The sequence below is a fragment of the Corynebacterium sp. 239_CJEI genome, assembly GCF_001055995.1.
Classification (GTDB): domain Bacteria; phylum Actinomycetota; class Actinomycetes; order Mycobacteriales; family Mycobacteriaceae; genus Corynebacterium; species Corynebacterium jeikeium_D.
The window spans coordinates 44,637-61,116 of the sequence record NZ_JVOW01000030.1; the positions used below are offsets into that span (position 1 = coordinate 44,637).

General features: G+C 59.9%; 17 protein-coding genes. 5 read left to right on the forward strand and 12 right to left on the reverse strand.

The genetic code is table 11. The features are described 5' to 3' along the window. Positions 1–115 precede the first annotated feature (115 nt). The 5 genes from ADB08_RS11400 to ADB08_RS08305 all read right to left on the reverse strand — a co-directional run bounded on the left by ADB08_RS11400 (position 116) and on the right by ADB08_RS08305 (position 4,171). Positions 116–217 (reverse strand): 30S ribosomal protein bS22, encoded by a 102-nt coding sequence (locus tag ADB08_RS11400; protein WP_003855542.1) that lies wholly within the window; start codon positions 215–217, stop codon positions 116–118. Between the two features lie 243 nt (positions 218–460). Then, a complete protein-coding gene (locus tag ADB08_RS08290) occupies positions 461–652 on the reverse strand; it encodes a helix-turn-helix domain-containing protein (RefSeq protein ID WP_005509751.1) in 192 nt (63 codons plus the stop codon). A gap of 263 nt (positions 653–915) precedes the next feature. Beyond that, positions 916–1,725: a pyrroline-5-carboxylate reductase gene (gene proC / locus ADB08_RS08295; RefSeq protein ID WP_016421983.1), complete on the reverse strand. Its 810-nt coding sequence runs from the start codon at positions 1,723–1,725 to the stop codon at positions 916–918. Between the two features lie 102 nt (positions 1,726–1,827). Then, on the reverse strand, positions 1,828–3,231 hold the full coding sequence (locus tag ADB08_RS08300) for a hypothetical protein (RefSeq protein WP_016421982.1): 1,404 nt from the start codon (positions 3,229–3,231) through the stop codon (positions 1,828–1,830). A gap of 1 nt (position 3,232) precedes the next feature. After that, on the reverse strand, positions 3,233–4,171 hold the full coding sequence (locus ADB08_RS08305; protein ID WP_161798518.1) for a Ppx/GppA phosphatase family protein: 939 nt from the start codon (positions 4,169–4,171) through the stop codon (positions 3,233–3,235). A 34-nt stretch (positions 4,172–4,205) separates the two neighbouring features. On the opposite strand from ADB08_RS08305, the gene ADB08_RS08310 reads away from it, so the two are divergent. Continuing rightward, on the forward strand, positions 4,206–5,138 hold the full coding sequence (locus ADB08_RS08310; protein WP_016421980.1) for a hypothetical protein: 933 nt from the start codon (positions 4,206–4,208) through the stop codon (positions 5,136–5,138). Positions 5,139–5,189: 51 nt separating this feature from the next. Here the strand turns inward: ADB08_RS08310 and ADB08_RS08315 are convergent, their stop codons facing one another. The 5 genes from ADB08_RS08315 to mshA all read right to left on the reverse strand — a co-directional run bounded on the left by ADB08_RS08315 (position 5,190) and on the right by mshA (position 9,951). After that, complete coding sequence (locus ADB08_RS08315; RefSeq protein WP_016421979.1) at positions 5,190–5,885, reverse strand: response regulator transcription factor; 696 nt, start codon at positions 5,883–5,885, stop codon at positions 5,190–5,192. A 3-nt stretch (positions 5,886–5,888) separates the two neighbouring features. Continuing rightward, positions 5,889–7,196, reverse strand: coding sequence for a sensor histidine kinase (locus ADB08_RS08320; RefSeq protein ID WP_016421978.1), 1,308 nt, complete (start codon positions 7,194–7,196; stop codon positions 5,889–5,891). 130 nt (positions 7,197–7,326) lie between these two features. Then, the gene (locus ADB08_RS08325; RefSeq protein ID WP_016421977.1) at positions 7,327–8,073 is read right to left on the reverse strand and encodes a phosphoglyceromutase; all 747 of its coding nucleotides are present in this window, start codon (positions 8,071–8,073) and stop codon (positions 7,327–7,329) included. A gap of 70 nt (positions 8,074–8,143) precedes the next feature. Further along, the gene (locus tag ADB08_RS08330) at positions 8,144–8,629 is read right to left on the reverse strand and encodes a YbjN domain-containing protein (RefSeq protein WP_049172367.1); all 486 of its coding nucleotides are present in this window, start codon (positions 8,627–8,629) and stop codon (positions 8,144–8,146) included. Positions 8,630–8,688: 59 nt separating this feature from the next. Continuing rightward, positions 8,689–9,951 (reverse strand): D-inositol-3-phosphate glycosyltransferase, encoded by a 1,263-nt coding sequence (gene mshA / locus ADB08_RS08335; protein WP_172620248.1) that lies wholly within the window; start codon positions 9,949–9,951, stop codon positions 8,689–8,691. Between the two features lie 259 nt (positions 9,952–10,210). Here mshA and ADB08_RS08340 point away from each other — a divergent pair, with 259 nt between their 5' ends. Continuing rightward, positions 10,211–12,046 (forward strand): long-chain-fatty-acid--CoA ligase, encoded by a 1,836-nt coding sequence (locus ADB08_RS08340; protein WP_080971504.1) that lies wholly within the window; start codon positions 10,211–10,213, stop codon positions 12,044–12,046. 321 nt (positions 12,047–12,367) lie between these two features. On the opposite strand, the gene ADB08_RS08345 is transcribed toward ADB08_RS08340, so the two are convergent. Continuing rightward, positions 12,368–13,543, reverse strand: a complete 1,176-nt coding sequence (locus ADB08_RS08345) for a UDP-N-acetylmuramate dehydrogenase (RefSeq protein ID WP_049172410.1) — start codon at positions 13,541–13,543, stop codon at positions 12,368–12,370. An 85-nt stretch (positions 13,544–13,628) separates the two neighbouring features. Here ADB08_RS08345 and ADB08_RS08350 point away from each other — a divergent pair, with 85 nt between their 5' ends. The 3 genes from ADB08_RS08350 to purU all read left to right on the forward strand — a co-directional run bounded on the left by ADB08_RS08350 (position 13,629) and on the right by purU (position 15,917). Further along, positions 13,629–14,126 carry a DUF2505 domain-containing protein gene (locus ADB08_RS08350; protein WP_049172369.1) on the forward strand — a complete coding sequence of 166 codons (498 nt, stop codon included), beginning with the start codon at positions 13,629–13,631 and terminating at the stop codon, positions 14,124–14,126. Positions 14,127–14,223: 97 nt separating this feature from the next. Next, positions 14,224–14,994 carry an LmeA family phospholipid-binding protein gene (locus ADB08_RS08355; RefSeq protein ID WP_016421971.1) on the forward strand — a complete coding sequence of 257 codons (771 nt, stop codon included), beginning with the start codon at positions 14,224–14,226 and terminating at the stop codon, positions 14,992–14,994. A gap of 17 nt (positions 14,995–15,011) precedes the next feature. After that, positions 15,012–15,917, forward strand: coding sequence for a formyltetrahydrofolate deformylase (gene purU, locus ADB08_RS08360; RefSeq protein ID WP_016421970.1), 906 nt, complete (start codon positions 15,012–15,014; stop codon positions 15,915–15,917). 182 nt (positions 15,918–16,099) lie between these two features. Here the strand turns inward: purU and ADB08_RS08365 are convergent, their stop codons facing one another. After that, the gene (locus ADB08_RS08365) at positions 16,100–16,456 is read right to left on the reverse strand and encodes a DUF2516 family protein (RefSeq protein ID WP_016421969.1); all 357 of its coding nucleotides are present in this window, start codon (positions 16,454–16,456) and stop codon (positions 16,100–16,102) included. Positions 16,457–16,480: the final 24 nt, after the last annotated feature.

Genomic DNA, 16,480 nt, shown 5'->3' on the forward strand with positions numbered 1-16,480 from the left:
CCCCCCCCCCAACGACAAAACCCGCCCTGTCTCAACGAGACCGGGCGGGTTTTGCTTTTAAAACGTGTACGCGACGCAGCACGCGCGCTCCTGCGATAACGGCAGGAATGCTGGCTTACTTGCCGAGCTTACGACGCTGCACGCGGGTACGGCGAAGCATCTTGCGGTGCTTCTTCTTCGACATGCGCTTGCGACGCTTCTTAATGACGGAACCCATCGGCTCGACCTCGCTATTCGTTGACGGAAATTTCTTTTCTTGCACAATGGCGGCGTACTCAATGCGGCCTTACAACCGCCGAGATGTCACGCCCTTTTTCCTTCCGCCTTCACAGCTAGATACTTCATGACTTGAAGACGATAGGAAACAGGGGCGCAGCACAGCACCATGTACTAATCGGATTAATCATAGCGGGGACATATGCGTTCAGGTCAAACAGCCCCGCTTAAAAGGCAGAAAAAATTAACCCGCGTTGTAGAAAGAGGAGTCCAGGTATTCCTTGACTGCGGACTCATGGACGCGGAAAGAACGGCCCACGCGCACTGCCGGCAGCTCGCCAGCGTGAACCAGGCGGTAGACGGTCATCTTGGATACGCGCATGATGTCAGCAACTTCCGCAACGGTCAGAAAGGTGCCTTTATCTGCATTCTGCATTAGTAAATATTCCCTTCAGCGCACGCGACGCGCTGCAGGCTTCCCCTCCTGCAGAAAATCGTGACACGCACGTGCTTTTCATATCCTACCGGTAGGCAAGGTGCCGGTGCGATTTTTGATAAAAAATAGGGGCATTGGCGAATGGTGTGACAGTTGTGACTAACCCATCGTCCCTGCGTATCGGATTAGCTACTGCCGCTGACCATTTCCAATGCCCCAAATATTGGGGTTACTTGTACACCCGCCTCTACTCGGCGAAATGCTTATTTACCCATCTCGTTGGCCTTGTCATAGCAAGCCTGCAGCGCACGATGCACCGCGCGACGAATGCCTTCTTCCTCGAAAACTCGGGTGGCCGCAGCGGTTGTACCGCCCGGAGAGGTGACATCGGCACGCAACGCAGTCGGGTCCGCGCCTTCCTGCATCATCATCTCGGCTGCACCAGCAGCCGTAGCCGACGCCAGACGCTTAGCCTGATCACGCTTGAGGCCCAGATTCACACCCGCGTCGGTCATCGCCTCGACGAACTGGAAGAAGTAAGCCGGACCGGAGCCCGAGACTGCAGTGACTGCAGACATCAGCGACTCATCGACAACCTCAACGCTGCCGACCTTCTTCAACAGTTCGACAACCTCGTCGGTCTGGCTCTCCGTGACAAAGCGGCCCGGCGCGACTGCACAGACCCCCTTGCCCACCAGCATCGGGGTATTCGGCATGACGCGGATCACCGGAGTACCGACAGCACAGACGCTTTCCATCTTGTCCAGCGTGATGCCAGCCGCCATCGACACCACAATGGTGTCGACCTCAGAGTCATCGAGCACGTCGGCAATCTGCTCGAGCATGTCGATAATCAAGTACGGTTTTACGCACAAGAACACCACGTCGGCACCGTCGACGGCCCCTACTGGGTCGTCGGCATCGACAATGCCGTAGGTCTCCTTCAGACCGGCCAGGCTCTCCTTGGTGCGCCCCACCACATAAATCGAGGAGGGCGAGACACCACCGTCGATGAGACCACCGACGAGTGCGCTACCAATCTTTCCGCCACCAATTACAGCAATTCTTGTCATGGACGCTAAGTGTGCCAAAACTGGCCCACACATGCGAATGCAGGGACCGGAAAACTACGCTTCCGACCCCTGCATCAGGTGATGATTATTCTGTTGACCCCACTACAACTGGAAGAGAATCCAGGGGCCAAATGTCAGCGCCAAACCGACAAGTCCTGCGAGAATCGGTGTCAGTTTGTCCTTCTCACGGCGCAGGTAGTTCGCCATTCCCGCGAAGCCACCAGCGACCACGAGAGCCATGATGACAACCACAATCTTTGGCAGCGACGACCAGGCCATGGTGAAGCCCAGGAACACCAATGCACCAGCAATCAGACCCACGAAGACCTGGATTAGCAGCAACGGCACCGAGAGGGAATTGTCCTCGGCGTAGCCATCGCGCGCGACGGCCTTGCCCTTGGAGCTCTTGGATTCTTCACGCTTAACGACGTCCCGGGGCTCCGCCTGCTTCTCGTCAGCTGCGGCCTGGGTCGGTGTGGTCTCGACCTGTGCAGCCTCAGTGGGGGCGTCCTCGGCCTGCTCGATATCGGCCTGTGCGTCTTCTGCCTGTGCAACTTCAGGAGCGACAGCGGCTGCCACTGCCGCCTTGGAAGCGGCACCGGTATCGGCGTCAGCGTCGGCAGCCTCGAAGGTAGCGGTTTCCTGAGCAGCTTCAGCCTCAGCAAATTGTTCACCGTCGACGTCATCCGATTCAGCGGATGCCTCGGACTCTTCGTCGACATTGTCCTGGACAACCGGAATGGAGGCAGTCGGACGGTCGTCGTAAGCGTTGGAACCGGTGAGTACCGCACGAGCGACTGGCCCCGGCTCCCCAAGCTGCTGCGACTCGTCTGCCATGTCACGCAGTTCGGTGAAGGTGTAGGTAATCTCCGAACGCTCGGAGTTGACCATGACCGGACGGGGTTCCATCGGAATTGCCAATGGCACCGCAGGGGCTGCTGGCTGCGCAGTTGGTGTGCTCTGCGCGGCTTGCTCCTGCTGCGGAGCTGCCGGTGCAACCGGTGCAACCGGTTCTTCAGCAACTTCGGCAACCTCGTCAGCTTCGGCCTCAGCGACCTCGGCGTCAGCTACTTCGGCGTCAGCCTCAGCTAATTCCGACTCCTCTTCTTCCTGATCAGCAGCTTCAGCCTCGGCCTCAGCTTGAACCTCATGCTCCGACGAATCCGCCCCTTCAGCAACTACCACTGGCTCAGCGACAGCCTCCGAGTGCTCCGGAGCTTCTACCTCCGGTTCGGTTGCCTGCGCTTCTTCGGCGGCGTTGGCCGCAGCTTCGTCGGCAAGCAAATCACTCGTAGTCGTCTGATCGTCGTCTGCGTTGGAAAGAGCGTGAGCACCACGTCGCGGTTCGTCGGCCTTTACACGAGGGATTGAGCCGGTGAGCTCCTGAACAGACACACCGCCTTCTTCAAGGCTGCGTCGACGGCGGCGCCGCGGTGGTTCAGAGGGGGCTCCCTCCTTCTGCCGCCGCGCCAGCAGTTCGGCAACGGTGAGCTTTTCCTCGCTCATCTCAACCCTTTCCGTATAGGTCACTGTCCAGTCGTCGGAAGATAATGCCCTCACGCAGCGCCCAAGGACAAATCTCGACCTTCTCTAATCCCAATGCTCGCATACTAGCCTCTGCAACGAGAGCACCTGCGACAATTTGGTGAGAACGATTCGCACTAACACCCTCAAGTTCAGCACGGTCAGCCGCCGTCATGCGGGAAATAAACGCAATCAACTGGCGCAAACCAGCGGCAGTCAGAGTGCGCTTAACCCGGGGACCAGCAGCGGAAGGCGCCGCACCGGTCAGGCGAGCGAGAGTGCGGAAAGTCTTCGAGGTGGCGACAGCCAAGTCCGGCTCACCAAGCGTACGCAGATGACGAGCTGGCTCAGCGAGCTCAGCATCAATGTAATCGCGCAGCAGGTCAATCTTCTTGCGCTCCGGCGGATCGGTCTCGAACCACTCGTGGGTCAACCGTCCCGCACCGAGCAGCAGCGAGTACGCGGCCTCCGGATCTTCATCAGTACCCGACGTCAGCTCAAGAGAACCGCCACCGATATCCAGGTTGATTAGACGACCAGCAGACCAGCCGTACCAGCGCCGTACTGCCAAAAAGGTCAGACGAGCCTCATCCTCACCGGAGAGAATCTGCAGCTTAATGCCAGTTTCTTTCTCAACGTGGGCGAGAACCTCGTCCGCATTCGTGGCATCGCGAACAGCTGAAGTGGCGAAGCTAATCATCTCTTCGCACTTCATCTGCTCAACCAATTCCTTGGATTCAGCGACGTAGCCCGTCAGCTTGTCAATGCCCTTCTTGGACAGGTTGTTGTCCTTATCCAGGTACTCGACCAGCTTCATCGTCGACTTGGAATCGCTCATCGGAGTCGGATGTCCGCCCCGGCGGGCGTCCACCATCACCAAGTGGACGGTATTACTACCTACATCTAATACACCTAATCTCACTCTTAGTAGGTTAGACGGTCTACGGTGTATTGGTGTGAATCAACCCCACCCCCGCCCCGGTCGTGGACCGCAACCGTCTCCCGCTGAAGTCGCCTATGACTTTCCCCGCGAGTGGTTCGAGTTCGCCCACCCGGAGGACCCAGAACATATCATCACCTGCGACCTAACCTGGTTGATGAGCTCCTATCAATGCGCTTTCGGCACCTCCGCTTGCCAGGGCATCGACTCCGCGAACGCGGATGTCGGATGCTGTGGCCATGGCGCCTTTATCACCGACGAAGAAGACCGCGAGAGGGTTATTGACGTCGTAAAGCGAATGGAAGGCGACTCCGCAGAGCCCCAGTGGTGGCAGAACCGCCCCGAACAAACTCTGAAGTGGCTTGAAACCTACGAAACCGACCCCTCCGAACCGTTGGAACCGTGGTTAGTGTGGGACGAGCTTGACGACGAAAACGGAGAGCCTGAGCCTGCTCTGAAAACGAAGGTCGTGAAGAATGCCTGCATTTTTGCCAACCGTGACGGATGGCGCAATGGTGCGGGCTGTGCCATCCACCAATGGGCGATGGCCAACGACATTGACCCCGTAAAGGTCAAGCCGGATGTGTGTTGGCAGGTGCCGCTGCGCCGACTGGAGGACTGGGAGGAACGCCCGGACGGCCAGGAGATTCTGCGCACGACCATTACCGAATACGATCGTCGTGCCTGGGGCGATGGCGGCGAGGACTTTGAATGGTTCTGCACGGGCGCGCCGGCCACACATACCGGTGGCGAGCCGGTGTGGCGCACGCACAAGTCCGAGCTAATAGAGCTCATCGGCGAAGAGTGCTACGAAATTCTGGCGGAGCACTGCCGTGCCCGAGAAATAGCGGGCGCGGCCAAGGCTTTCGGGCCGAGTGGCTACCCACTGCTGGCGATTCACCCGGCCACACGCGCAGCGGCCGAGGGGCTGGCGCCGGACGAGGTTTAAGTCGGGGTTTCTCAGACCGACGGCGGAGATTGTCGGCAGCAGTCTGCTGAGCTAGTCCTCGAACTTGTAACCCAAGCCGCGAACGGTGACCAGGAACTCCGGCGAGGAAGGATTGCGCTCGATCTTGGAGCGCAGGCGCTTGATGTGTACGTCCAGCGTCTTGGTGTCGCCGACGTAGTCGGAGCCCCAGACGCGGTCGATGAGCTGGCCACGGGTTAGCACACGACCACGGTTGCGCAGCAAGTACTCCAGCAGGTCGAATTCCTTGAGCGGCATTGCGACATCATCGCCGTCAACGGTGACTACATGGCGCTCGACGTCCAGCACGACCGGGCCGCCGCGCAAGACCTCCTCGTAGATATCCTCGACATCGTCGGAGTCGTCGTGGCGACCGCGGCGCAGCACAGCCCGGATACGGGCAATAAGTTCCCGAGAGGAATACGGCTTGGTCACATAGTCATCCGCACCAATTTCGAGGCCGACGACCTTGTCAATCTCAGTGTCACGGGCGGTCACCATAATCACTGGGACAGAGGACTTTAAGCGGATGTTTTTGCAGACCTCGGTGCCACTCATACCTGGCAGCATGAGGTCCAGCAGCACAATGTCCGGTTCTGCCTTGGAGAATTCTGCAAGTGCTTCCTGGCCGTCAGCGGCCATCCGCACCTCGAATCCTTCGCGCTGCAGCAGAAACGCAAGCGGCTCCGCCAAAGCCGTCTCGTCTTCGACAATAAGTACCTCAGTCACGGATTACTTCATTCCTTCCTTGGAATCCTTGTTCTGGGAATCCTTATCCTTGCCACGGGTTTTGCCCGTACCGCGCTGCGCGTTTTTCTTAGCCGCAATTTTACCCGCAGGCTGGGTGTGGCCGATTGGCAAACGTGCAGATACATCGCCATCATTCGACGCGGAACCGTTCTTTTCCATCAGCGGGAGCTCAATGGTGAAGGTCGATCCTGTGCCCAGCCGACTCCACAGCTTCACGGTTCCCTTGTGATTCGCTGCGACGTGCTTAACAATTGCCAAGCCCAGACCGGTACCGCCTGTCGCCCGCGAGCGTGCCTTATCCGCACGGAAGAAGCGCTCGAAGATACGCTTCTGATTCGCCTGGGAAATGCCGATACCGCGGTCAGTGACGCGGATAGCGACGGTGTCGTTATCCTCCTTGACCGCAGTCACAGATACAGGCGTGGCCTCTGGCGAGTAGTTGATCGCATTTGAAATCAGGTTGGACACCGCGGTGATCAGCAGGCTGCGTTCACCTTCAACCACCAAATCCGGCTCACAGTCAACGGTGATTTCAATACCCGCCTGCTCCGAGAGCATCTGGTTACGACGCACAGCTCCTTGGACAATCTCTTCAACCTTCACGGGAGACATGTCCGGCAGCGGCTCTGCCCCCTGCAGCTTCGACAGCGAGATGAGTTCCGTAATCATGGTCGACATCCGCTTGGACTCCTGCGTCAGGCTCTCACTAAAGTGACGCACGGCAACCGGGTCGTCGGTAGCTTCATTCAGCGCCTCGACCAAGAGGCTGATGGCCCCCACCGGAGTCTTGAGCTCGTGGGAAACGTTAGCCACAAAGTCACGTCGCGCGGCCTCCATACGGGCCTGTTCGGAGACATCCGCCGCATAAATCACCACAAAACGGTCGTCCACCAGTGACAACGGAGTTAGCTGACAGCGGACAATTGTGTCCGGCGCCCCCGCCCGGCGCGACGGCAGCACCAGCGTTAGCTCCTGGTCCTCCTGCGAGTCAAAGACCTTGAGCGCAGCTTCCCAGCCCACGTCATTGAGGCGGCGCTCATAGACCAGCCCTAACTTGTGCGCCATGGAGTTCGACAAAATCAAATCACGTGAGATGTCAACGACCACCACACCCGTCGGAGACTTCTGAATGGCCAGGTGCATGACCTGCGCCATGGTGGTTATTGAACTTTCCTCGTCGCTCTTCTGACGCCGAGCGGCGTTATAGGCACCCGAGACAACTCCACCAAGAATCAGCACAGCTGCCATAACCGCAGCACCTAATAGAGCGGCGATAATGATTTTTGACACGGGTCTTACCCTAAGCTCTTTTCACAATCCGCGCGCGCTGAAAATCAGTGCGCTAGCTAGCTCTAAATAGACCAAGGAGCACAGCCCCACTTGGCTGCGCCCCTTATCGGCCTATCAAACACCTACATTTTTACTTGTTGCCCTGAGCAGCAACAGCAGCAGCACCTGCAGCTGCAGCTTCCGGATCCAGGTAGGTGCCACCCGGGTTCAAAACCTTGCCCTCAGCATCAAAGTCGTAAACCAGCGGGATACCGGTCGGGATGTTCAGAGCGGCAATGTCCTCGTCCGAGATGTTGTCCAGGTGCTTGACCAGTGCACGCAGGGAGTTACCGTGAGCTGCCACCATGACAGTCTCACCGGCCTTCAGACGCGGCAGGATTTCCTCTTCAAAGTAAGGAATGAAACGCTTCACGACGTCCAGGAGGCACTCCGTGCGCGGAACCTCATCCAGGTTGGCGTAACGCGGGTCATTAGCCTGCGAGAACTCGCTGTCATCCGACAGCTCCGGCGGCGGAGTGTCGTAGGAGCGACGCCAGGACATGAACTGGTCCTCGCCGTACTTCTCCTTGGTCTCTGCCTTGTTCAGACCCTGCAGAGCACCGTAGTGGCGCTCGTTCAGACGCCAGTCACGGATAACCGGAATCCACAACAGGTCAGCGGTATCCAGGGCAATGTGTGCGGTGTTAATTGCGCGACGCAGCAGCGACGTGTAGAGAACCTGCGGCTTCAGGCCTGCCTCTACGAGCATCTCACCGGCACGTACTGCCTCAGCGCGGCCCTTGTCGGTCAGTGCAACGTCGACCCAGCCCGTGAACTGGTTGGATGCGTTCCACTCACTCTGGCCATGACGGACAAGAATCAGTTTTCCATTGCTCATACCCCTAATTGTGCCCCAAAACGGGAAAGCCCGCCGTTCGTTGCCCCGCTATGTGGGTTGCTACCCCCGGCTACTCAACCATGTGGCGGAACTGCTCCAGATTGGCCAGGTTTTCCCCACGGTCAACCCGCCACTCCCACTCGCGCTTAATTGCCGATGCAAAGCCGCGTTCGAGGATCTGGTTGAAGTCCCCATCGGCCGTCTCGAGCAGCTGACCGAGGAGGCGGTCGAGGTCATCGTCGGAAAGCTCAGCGGGCAGTTGACCGACCAGGTAGATGTCGCCGGCGGCGTCGATGGTGTAACCGATGCCGAACAGACGACGGTTGCGCTGTAGCAACCACTTGTAAACGGCCTCGTGGTTTTCTTCGACCGCGCGACAGACGAAGGCTTCAACACGCAGGGAGTCCGGTGCCGGGATGAGGCCGACGACAGTCTTGAGCTTCTTCTTACCAGGCAGGACCACCACGGCGGCATTGTCTGCAATACCATGCTCGACACCGAGGCGTTCCAGCTGCTCACCGAGGGATTTCAGCTGTACTTGGATGTCCGTGCTCATCGTGAATCATCTCCCTGCTTTTGTGGCTACGGCTCTGGCGGTACTGAAGCTAACGAAACCTACCGGGAGCCGCCCGCATCCCGGATAGAGCCGGGACAATTTTCCTTTTGGAGTTCGGTTCGATGATAGACATCGGCCAACCGATCCACGGTCTTTTGCCAGGAAAACTCCAGGGAGTGCTCGCGTGCCTGGGTGGCCAATTTAATGCGTAGCTCGTCGTCCTCCACCAGGCGACCGAGGGCATCGGCCCAGGCTGCGGGCTCGTGACCGTCGACAAGCAAACCGCTGACCCCATCGTCGACAGCGATGGAGAGTCCGCCGACATTCGCCGCGACAACGGGAGTACCGGTGGCCTGAGCCTCCATCGCCACCAACCCGAAAGTTTCGTTGTAACTGGGCACGGCGACAATATCTGCGGCCTGGTAGAGCTTCGCCAGGTCCTGCGGCGGGCGCGGGGGCATGAACCGGACCAGGTGGTCGATCCCCTCTTCCGCGGCGAGATTGGTGAATTCGTCGGGCGCATGCAGCCCAGAACCGGAAAGTCCACCGCAGATAATCACTCGGACATTAGTGGCGGGATGGCGACGCATGAGCTCACCGACACCCCGCAGCAATACCTGCGGGCCTTTCAGCCGCTGCAGCCTACCGACGAACAAAATGACCTTAGTGTGCAACGGGATGCCCAACTCACGACGGGACCGCTCGGTGGCACGATCACTGCCTGGCGAAAAGAGCTCCACGTCCACCCCGGGCGGCACGACATTGATGCGCCACGGGTCGGCATCGTGGAGATCCGCGAGCTGCTTAGCCTCGGCATCGGTGTTGACGATGAGCCGGCACGCATTGTCCACAATCTGCTGCTCACAGATACGCCGAGACTCCGGCTCCGGCGTATCTCCCTCCGCCAGATGGAGATTCTTCACTGCCGCCAGCGTGTGCGCCGTGTGCACAAACGGAATGTCAAGCAAATCCGACAGCAGCCACCCCACTTGGCCAGAGAGCCAGTAGTGCGAATGGATCAGGTCGTATTCAATCCCCTGTTTGCGGGCGAATTCAATGACCCCACCGGCAAAGGCCGGCATCTGCGTAGCCAGGTCTGACTTCTCTAACCCCTCATATGGACCAGCCACAATGTTGATGACGCGGAAGTTCTCACTGACCTGAATCACCGGCCCATCGCTGGAACGCGTGGCGCGGGTGAAAACATCCACCTTCACACCGCGTCGCGCCAGCTCCTCGCATGTGCGCAGCACGTAGACATTCATGCCACCAGCGTCTCCGATGCCCGGTTGCTCCAGCGGAGAGGTATGCATGGAGATCATCGCGATGCGGTTCGGCCACGCCGGGGTGTTAGAGGTGGCCGCGTCTGCGCCCGCCGTTGCCGCCGGAAATGTTTCGCTCATACTGCCCAGAGTGCCTACGCCAGGGGCAACCCCGCAAATGAGTACCTCAAATACGTGTATCGGAATTCCGGCAACGCAGTGCGACGTACGGCACAATAGAGGTCGATACCTACTACGTCGTAGGTTATTATCACCTCACGACATAGTCAGGTGCTAAACAAAAACCTAGGAGGACCCCATGGCCGATACATCCAGCTCACACGCTGCAAATGACTCCGCCCCAGCTCACGGTTCCACACCCAACGCTGCGGTTTCCAAGGCCTGGCTGAACCTGTATCCGGAGTGGACCCCACCCCACATCGACTACAACTTCGACACCCTCCTAGACGTCTACCGCCACACTCTGAGCAACCACCCGCGCCGCAAGGCACTGACCTTCTTCGGTCGCTCCACCTCCTATGCCGAGCTAGATGTCAAGGTTCGCAGCGTTGCCGCCGGCCTGCGCGCACTCGGTGTACGCAAAGGCGATCGCGTGGCACTGCTCATGCCGAACTGCCCGCAGCATGTCATCGCCTACTGGGCAGTTCTGCACCTCGGCGCTGTTGTCGTAGAGCACAACCCCCTCTACACCGCCCACGAACTGCGCCACCCGTTCAACGACCACGGCGCCCGCTTTGCCATCTGCTGGGACAAGATCGTCCCCGTACTTGAAGACCTTCGCAGCAACACCCCGCTCGAGACCATCATCGCGGTCAATATGCTGCAGGACCTGCCGTTTGTCATGCGCACCGCCCTGTCGATCCCGCTGCCGAAGCTCCGCGCCGCCCGCGCTAAGCTGCACTCCTCCGCACCGCAGGTCATGGGTTTTGACGCTTTGCTTCACGACGCCGTCGGCGGAGACGGCCACAACCTCCAGGCCGATGAATCCATCACTGCCGATGACACTGCAGTGATGATGTACACCTCTGGCACCACGGGCTCGCCAAAGGGCGCACAGTTGAGTCACCAGGGGTTGGTAGCGAACATTCTGCAGGGCAAGGCCTGGGTGCCGGGCCTTGGCAAGGAGCGGGAAATCTCCCTCGGCGTTCTGCCGATGTTCCATGCCTACGGCCTGACCATTGTCACCAACTTGTCCATGCTGATTGGCGCTGAACTGGTGCTGGTGCCGGCACCGGAGATTCCGCTGATTATGAAGGTGATGAAGAACAATCGCCCGACATGGGTGCCTGGTGTGCCGACTCTCTACGAGAAGATTGTCGAAGCCGCCGAGCGCGATAATGTCGACCTCTCCGGCGTGAAGTTCGCCTTCTGCGGTGCTGCTACCCTGCCGGTTTCCCTTGTGCAGAAGTGGGAGAAACTCACTGGCGGGCGTCTTGTCGAAGGCTACGGCCTCACCGAAACGTCACCGATTATCGTCGGCAACCCGATGGACGGCAACCGCCGCCCGGGCTACGTTGGCCTGCCATTCCCTGACACCGAGGTCGCCATCGTTGACCCCGAAGATCCCACCAAGCTCCGCGCTGACGGCGAGGAGGGCGAGGTCATCGTCCGAGGCCCACAGGTTTTCGCCGGTTATCTCAACCTCCCGGAGGCAACGGAGAAGTCCTTCACCGATGGGCCTGCTGAGCTTCCCGCTGGCGATCGTTGGTACCGCACCGGCGATGTCGGAGTCATGGAGTCGGACGGCTTCATCAAGCTGGTTGCCCGCATCAAGGAGGTCATCATCACCGGTGGCTTCAATGTCTACCCGGCCGAGGTCGAGGAAGTACTGCTCTCCCACCCAGACATCACCGATGCCACGGTCGTCGGCCTCCCGAAGAGTGACGGCTCCGAGATGGTCGTGGCCGCCATCACCCTTGCTGACTACGCCCGACTGGATTCCGACGCCTACCGCGACCACTGCTACGACAACCTGACCCGGTACAAGGTGCCGCGCGCATTCTTCCACCTGGAGGAACTTCCTCGCGACCAGATGGGCAAGGTCCGCCGCCGCGATGTCCGCGACGTGCTGCTCACGCAGCTGGAGCAGAAGGGCCAGAGCGTCGATTCGCTTTCCCACCGCAAGCACCATTAGTTCACGGTGGTTTTGTAGTTGGGATAGGGGCCTGAGTAGAGCGGGCTCCTATCCCTTTAAGGCGGACCCCGGCTCCCCCCCCCAGACTTAGTGACTAGGTTTATGACAAAAAACTGAGGGTGAATAATATTCACATGTCATAAACCTAGTCACTTTCTCTATCCCCGCCATTGGGAGAAGGCCCGGGAGCGCAAACTGAGGACTACCCGGCGGTTCTATCAGCCCCAGCGCCCCGGTCAGCCCCATCACCCCCGTTAGTCCCATCAGGCACGCTAGCCTCTCCAGTCCGCCCCCACTGGCCATCAGCCACCCGCCGCGGGCCTAGTCGATGCTCACGCCGACCCACACCGGCTCGGGCACCAGGGTCACGCTGAAGGCCTTTTCCACACCAGCGCGCACATCGCGCGCCAAAGCCACCAAGTCGGCGGCGGTCGTAGGCGTACCGTCGCCGGACTCCCCGCGGTTGGTCAGGGCAAGAGTGTGCTTAGTCGACAGTCGCGCGGGCGCACCGTCACCGGGGTAGCCCTTGGGGAACCCGGCGCGCTCGATAAGCCACGCCGCCGAGAGCTTCACGGCTCCCTCGTGGCCGGGGCCAGCGGGGAATGCGGGCATATTCGCGGCCTCATCGGCCCCACGCAGCGCGGCAACCTTTGCACGCACGGCCTCCACCGAGTTCTCCGGAATGATCGGGTTGGTAAAGAAAGAACCCGCCGACCAGGTATCGCGGTCAGCATCTTCGAGCACCATGCCCTTGCCCCGGCGCAGCTCAAGCACCTTTTCGCGCACCAGCGCAGCCGGCCTGCGAATCTCGCCAGCCGCAGCCTCGGCCTCGTCGACGCCCAGGCGCCGCGCCAGTTCGCCATAGCGAAGTGGCGCGGACATGCCATCCACACTGAGCTCGAACCGCACGGCCAGCACCACTGCCCGTGCGGTGAACTTCAGGTTCGAGTAGCGGTAGGAAAGGTCGAGAGACTCCGGTTCCACCCACTCGACCGAGCCGGTTGCGCGGTCGTAAAGCTGCACCGCGTCCAGGACCTGCGACACCTCAGCACCGTAGGCGCCCACGTTTTGCACCGGAGTGGCTCCGGCCGATCCCGGAATACCCGACAGGCATTCAAGGCCGCCAAAACCTGCGTCGACACTCATCTCCACGACCTCGTCCCAGACCGCACCGGCCTCGGCCTCCACGATTGCCGACACGGACTCCAGCCCGTGTCCGCGAGTGCTCATGGTCACGTTGTCGGCCTCGATCACCACAGCCACCAGCGGCTCGAGTTCATCGGCCACCACCAGGTTGGATCCGCCTCCCACGATGAGGAGGGGCACGTTAGCGTCGTCAAGCGTGCGTACAACATCGACCACAGCGTCCGTCGTGTTGCACCGCACGACCGCGCGTGGCACCCCGCCAAGGCGGAGCGTCGTCAAATCCGCGAAAGCGGTATGCGTGCTGAGCTCCACCCCCTCTAGCCCCGCAAGCCCATCGATGGCTTCTTCCATGTCGGAGGTCAGGTGAATTGGGTTCGGCGATTGGTCGAGATTTTCCACGCCCCTAGCGTAGTGCAAATTACGTATCATCAAGCGCATGACTACGACTAACACGCACACCGTCAACTTCGACCAGCCGATTGAGAAGGTTTACGAGGCCCTCACCGACGCCGGTTTCTGGGAGAAGGTCGCAAACCGTTTCTCGGCAGCTGACGGCAAGGTGGAAAAGTTCGAGACCACCGACGCTGGCACCACCGTCGTGATTCGCCAGACCGTCTCTGCTGACAAGATTCCGGCGCAGGCACAGAAGTTCGTCAAGTCCGGGGTCGGCATGACGCGCACGTTCGTCATCAGCCCGCTTAACGACGACGGCGCGACCTCTACTTTGACCACAGAAGCTTCGGGCGTACCGGCGTCCTTCAGTGCGTCCCAGAAGCTCACCGCCCAGGGTGAAGGTTCCGTGCTGACCACCAACTCCGAGTTCGCCATCAACGTGCCGCTGCTCGGTGGCAAGCTCGAGGAGAAGGCAGCTCCGTACCTGGAGCGCGTCCTCAACGCTGAGACCGCTGTGCTGGCGGACTACGTCACTAAGTAGGTTGCGCAGCGGGGCACACCGAGGCGGCACCGGGGGCGGACACCCGGGCGAAGAAAGGTGGTAGCGACGGAGCCGTCGTTAAGCAAGACTGGGAACCATGAGTTCTGCTAAACGCTCATCGAGCGTCAAAGTCCTGCCCACCGTCCTCGGTGTCATCATCGTGGTGGCACTCATTGCGATCGCCGGCGAAATCGGCGTCCGGATGTTCGTGAGCAAGGAGATTTCCGACGGCTACCGCACCTCCGCCGAAGAGCGTGGTGCGACGGTCACTGAAGACCCCAAGGTTTCTTTCGGCACCCGCCCGATGCTGCTCGCCTTGGCCACCAAGTCAGTGCCCTCGATGGATCTGTCCACTCCGAACACACTGGAGGTCAAGAACCCGGAGGCGCTGGGTGGCGCACCGGAGATCAACGGTGACCCGGCAGCGGAAGTGCACCTGGAAAACGTGGATCTGAGCAATCGTGCGGATCCGACGGCAGAGTCGCTGCGAGTAGACGTCACAATCCCACCTCAACTGCTGCAGGCGCTAATTAACCGGGAAAGCGGTGTACGCGCTTCCACAATCACGCCGTTGCCGGACGAAGGCCTGTTCAACATTGAATTCGCCTCCGGATTTGCGACCTCCAAGTTCCGCCCGATTGCCAACGGCGGTCATATCGAAATCAACTTGGAGGGCGGCTCAATCCTCGGCTTAAACCTCGATGGCCTGGCCGGCTGGCTGGGAGAAGCGAGCGGTACGCTGTTGAGCTACGACATCGGCCACGGTATGCAGGTGGAGGAAGCCCACGTCACTGGGGAGGGCCTGGCGTTGACGCTGACGGGCGCAAATCTGCCTTTGTCGACCGTGAGCGAACTTACCTTTAGCTAGCAGGTAAGATACCGAGAATGACTCGCTCTCTCATCACCGCAAATAGCGGTACTCCCACCGAGCGCCAGTACATCTTCTCGCTCGGCTGTCCAGACCGTACCGGTATCGTTTCCACCCTGTCGACCTTCCTGTCCGACATTGGTGCGTGGATTACCGAGGCGGACTTCTTCTCCGACCCGGAGACCGGATGGTTTTTCACTCGCCAGGCGGTCCGCGCCGACGCTCTCGACCTGACGGTAGAAGAGCTGCGCGAGAAGTTCGCTGAGCTCGTCGGTGATTGGGGCCCTGAGGTCCGCTGGAAGGTCACCGACAACGCTGTCCCGAAGCGCGCTGTCATCCTGGTGACCAAGGAAGGCCACTGCCTGCAGGATCTGCTCGGCCGCGTCGCACAGTCCGACTATCCGATGGAAATCGCTGCAGTAATTGGTAACCACCGCGATCTGGAGCCACTGGTCGCAGCGTATGACATTCCCTTCCACCACGTGCCCTTCCCCAAGGATGCCGTCGGCAAGCGTAAGGCATTCGATGAGGTCGCCGAGATCGTCGACGCCGAAAACCCGGATGCCATCGTGCTCGCACGTTTCATGCAGATTCTGCCGCCGGATCTGTGCGAAAAGTGGGAAGGCCGCGCGATCAATATCCACCACAGCTTCCTGCCGTCGTTCATGGGCGCGCGCCCGTACCTGCAGGCTTATCGACGTGGTGTGAAGCTCATCGGTGCCACCTGCCACTACGCCACTGAGGACCTCGACGACGGCCCGATTATTGAGCAGGACGTCATGCGTGTCTCCCACAAGTACACCGCTGCGGACATGCAGCGTGAGGGTCGCGATGCGGAGAAGCAGGTCCTGGCCCGCGGTTTGCGCTGGCACCTGGAGGATCGTGTGCAGGTCTACGGCAACCGCACCGTGGTGTTCCAGTAGATTACCGTGGTGTTCCAGTAGGTTTTCGGGGAGCCAGACCTATCCCTATCCGCTCCCCCAGAAAGAAAGTGTCTGGGTTTATGACAAAATAACCGGGTTTTTCACCCAGAAACTGTCATAAACCCAGACACTTTCTCAGTTGTGCGGGCTAACACCCGCCCTGGACTAACACCCGCCCGGGACTAATAACCGCCCTGTGCGTTCGACAAAATGTCCTTAATCTGTGGGCGGACATCCAACCAGTAAATACCCGTAATGACTAGCCCGGCAATCAGCGGGATGCCCAGCATTGCCCAGCCCAGCCACGGCAGGAGCAGGAAAATCGCCGAACCGACCAGCATACCGGCCCAGACGTTGCGGCTCTTGCGGTCTGCAGCGTCAAAGGCATCCGCGCGGGTGGTGATGACAAGCACCGCACCGATTAGCGCCAAGATGCCGATGACAAACGGAATGGCGAACTGAAACAGGACGTCCACATAGACGGAAATTGCCATCAGCGGCGAATCCGCAAGACTGGGCAAAGATGGTAACAGGCGCACCGGGGGAACAACTCCTTTAACAGG

Coding starts and splice junctions, on each gene's coding strand:
- purU (WP_016421970.1), top strand. CDS start 15,012: ATGACTCGCTCTCTCATCACCGCAAATAGCGGTACTCCCACCGAGCGC.
- mshA (WP_172620248.1), bottom strand. CDS start 9,951: ATGATCTCCATGCATACCTCTCCGCTGGAGCAACCGGGCATCGGAGAC.
- ADB08_RS08330 (WP_049172367.1), bottom strand. CDS start 8,629: ATGAGCACGGACATCCAAGTACAGCTGAAATCCCTCGGTGAGCAGCTG.
- ADB08_RS08290 (WP_005509751.1), bottom strand. CDS start 652: ATGCAGAATGCAGATAAAGGCACCTTTCTGACCGTTGCGGAAGTTGCT.
- ADB08_RS08300 (WP_016421982.1), bottom strand. CDS start 3,231: ATGAGCGAGGAAAAGCTCACCGTTGCCGAACTGCTGGCGCGGCGGCAG.
- ADB08_RS11400 (WP_003855542.1), bottom strand. CDS start 217: ATGGGTTCCGTCATTAAGAAGCGTCGCAAGCGCATGTCGAAGAAGAAG.
- ADB08_RS08340 (WP_080971504.1), top strand. CDS start 10,211: ATGGCCGATACATCCAGCTCACACGCTGCAAATGACTCCGCCCCAGCT.
- ADB08_RS08355 (WP_016421971.1), top strand. CDS start 14,224: ATGAGTTCTGCTAAACGCTCATCGAGCGTCAAAGTCCTGCCCACCGTC.
- ADB08_RS08345 (WP_049172410.1), bottom strand. CDS start 13,543: ATGGAAGAAGCCATCGATGGGCTTGCGGGGCTAGAGGGGGTGGAGCTC.
- proC (WP_016421983.1), bottom strand. CDS start 1,725: ATGACAAGAATTGCTGTAATTGGTGGCGGAAAGATTGGTAGCGCACTC.
- ADB08_RS08350 (WP_049172369.1), top strand. CDS start 13,629: ATGACTACGACTAACACGCACACCGTCAACTTCGACCAGCCGATTGAG.
- ADB08_RS08325 (WP_016421977.1), bottom strand. CDS start 8,073: ATGAGCAATGGAAAACTGATTCTTGTCCGTCATGGCCAGAGTGAGTGG.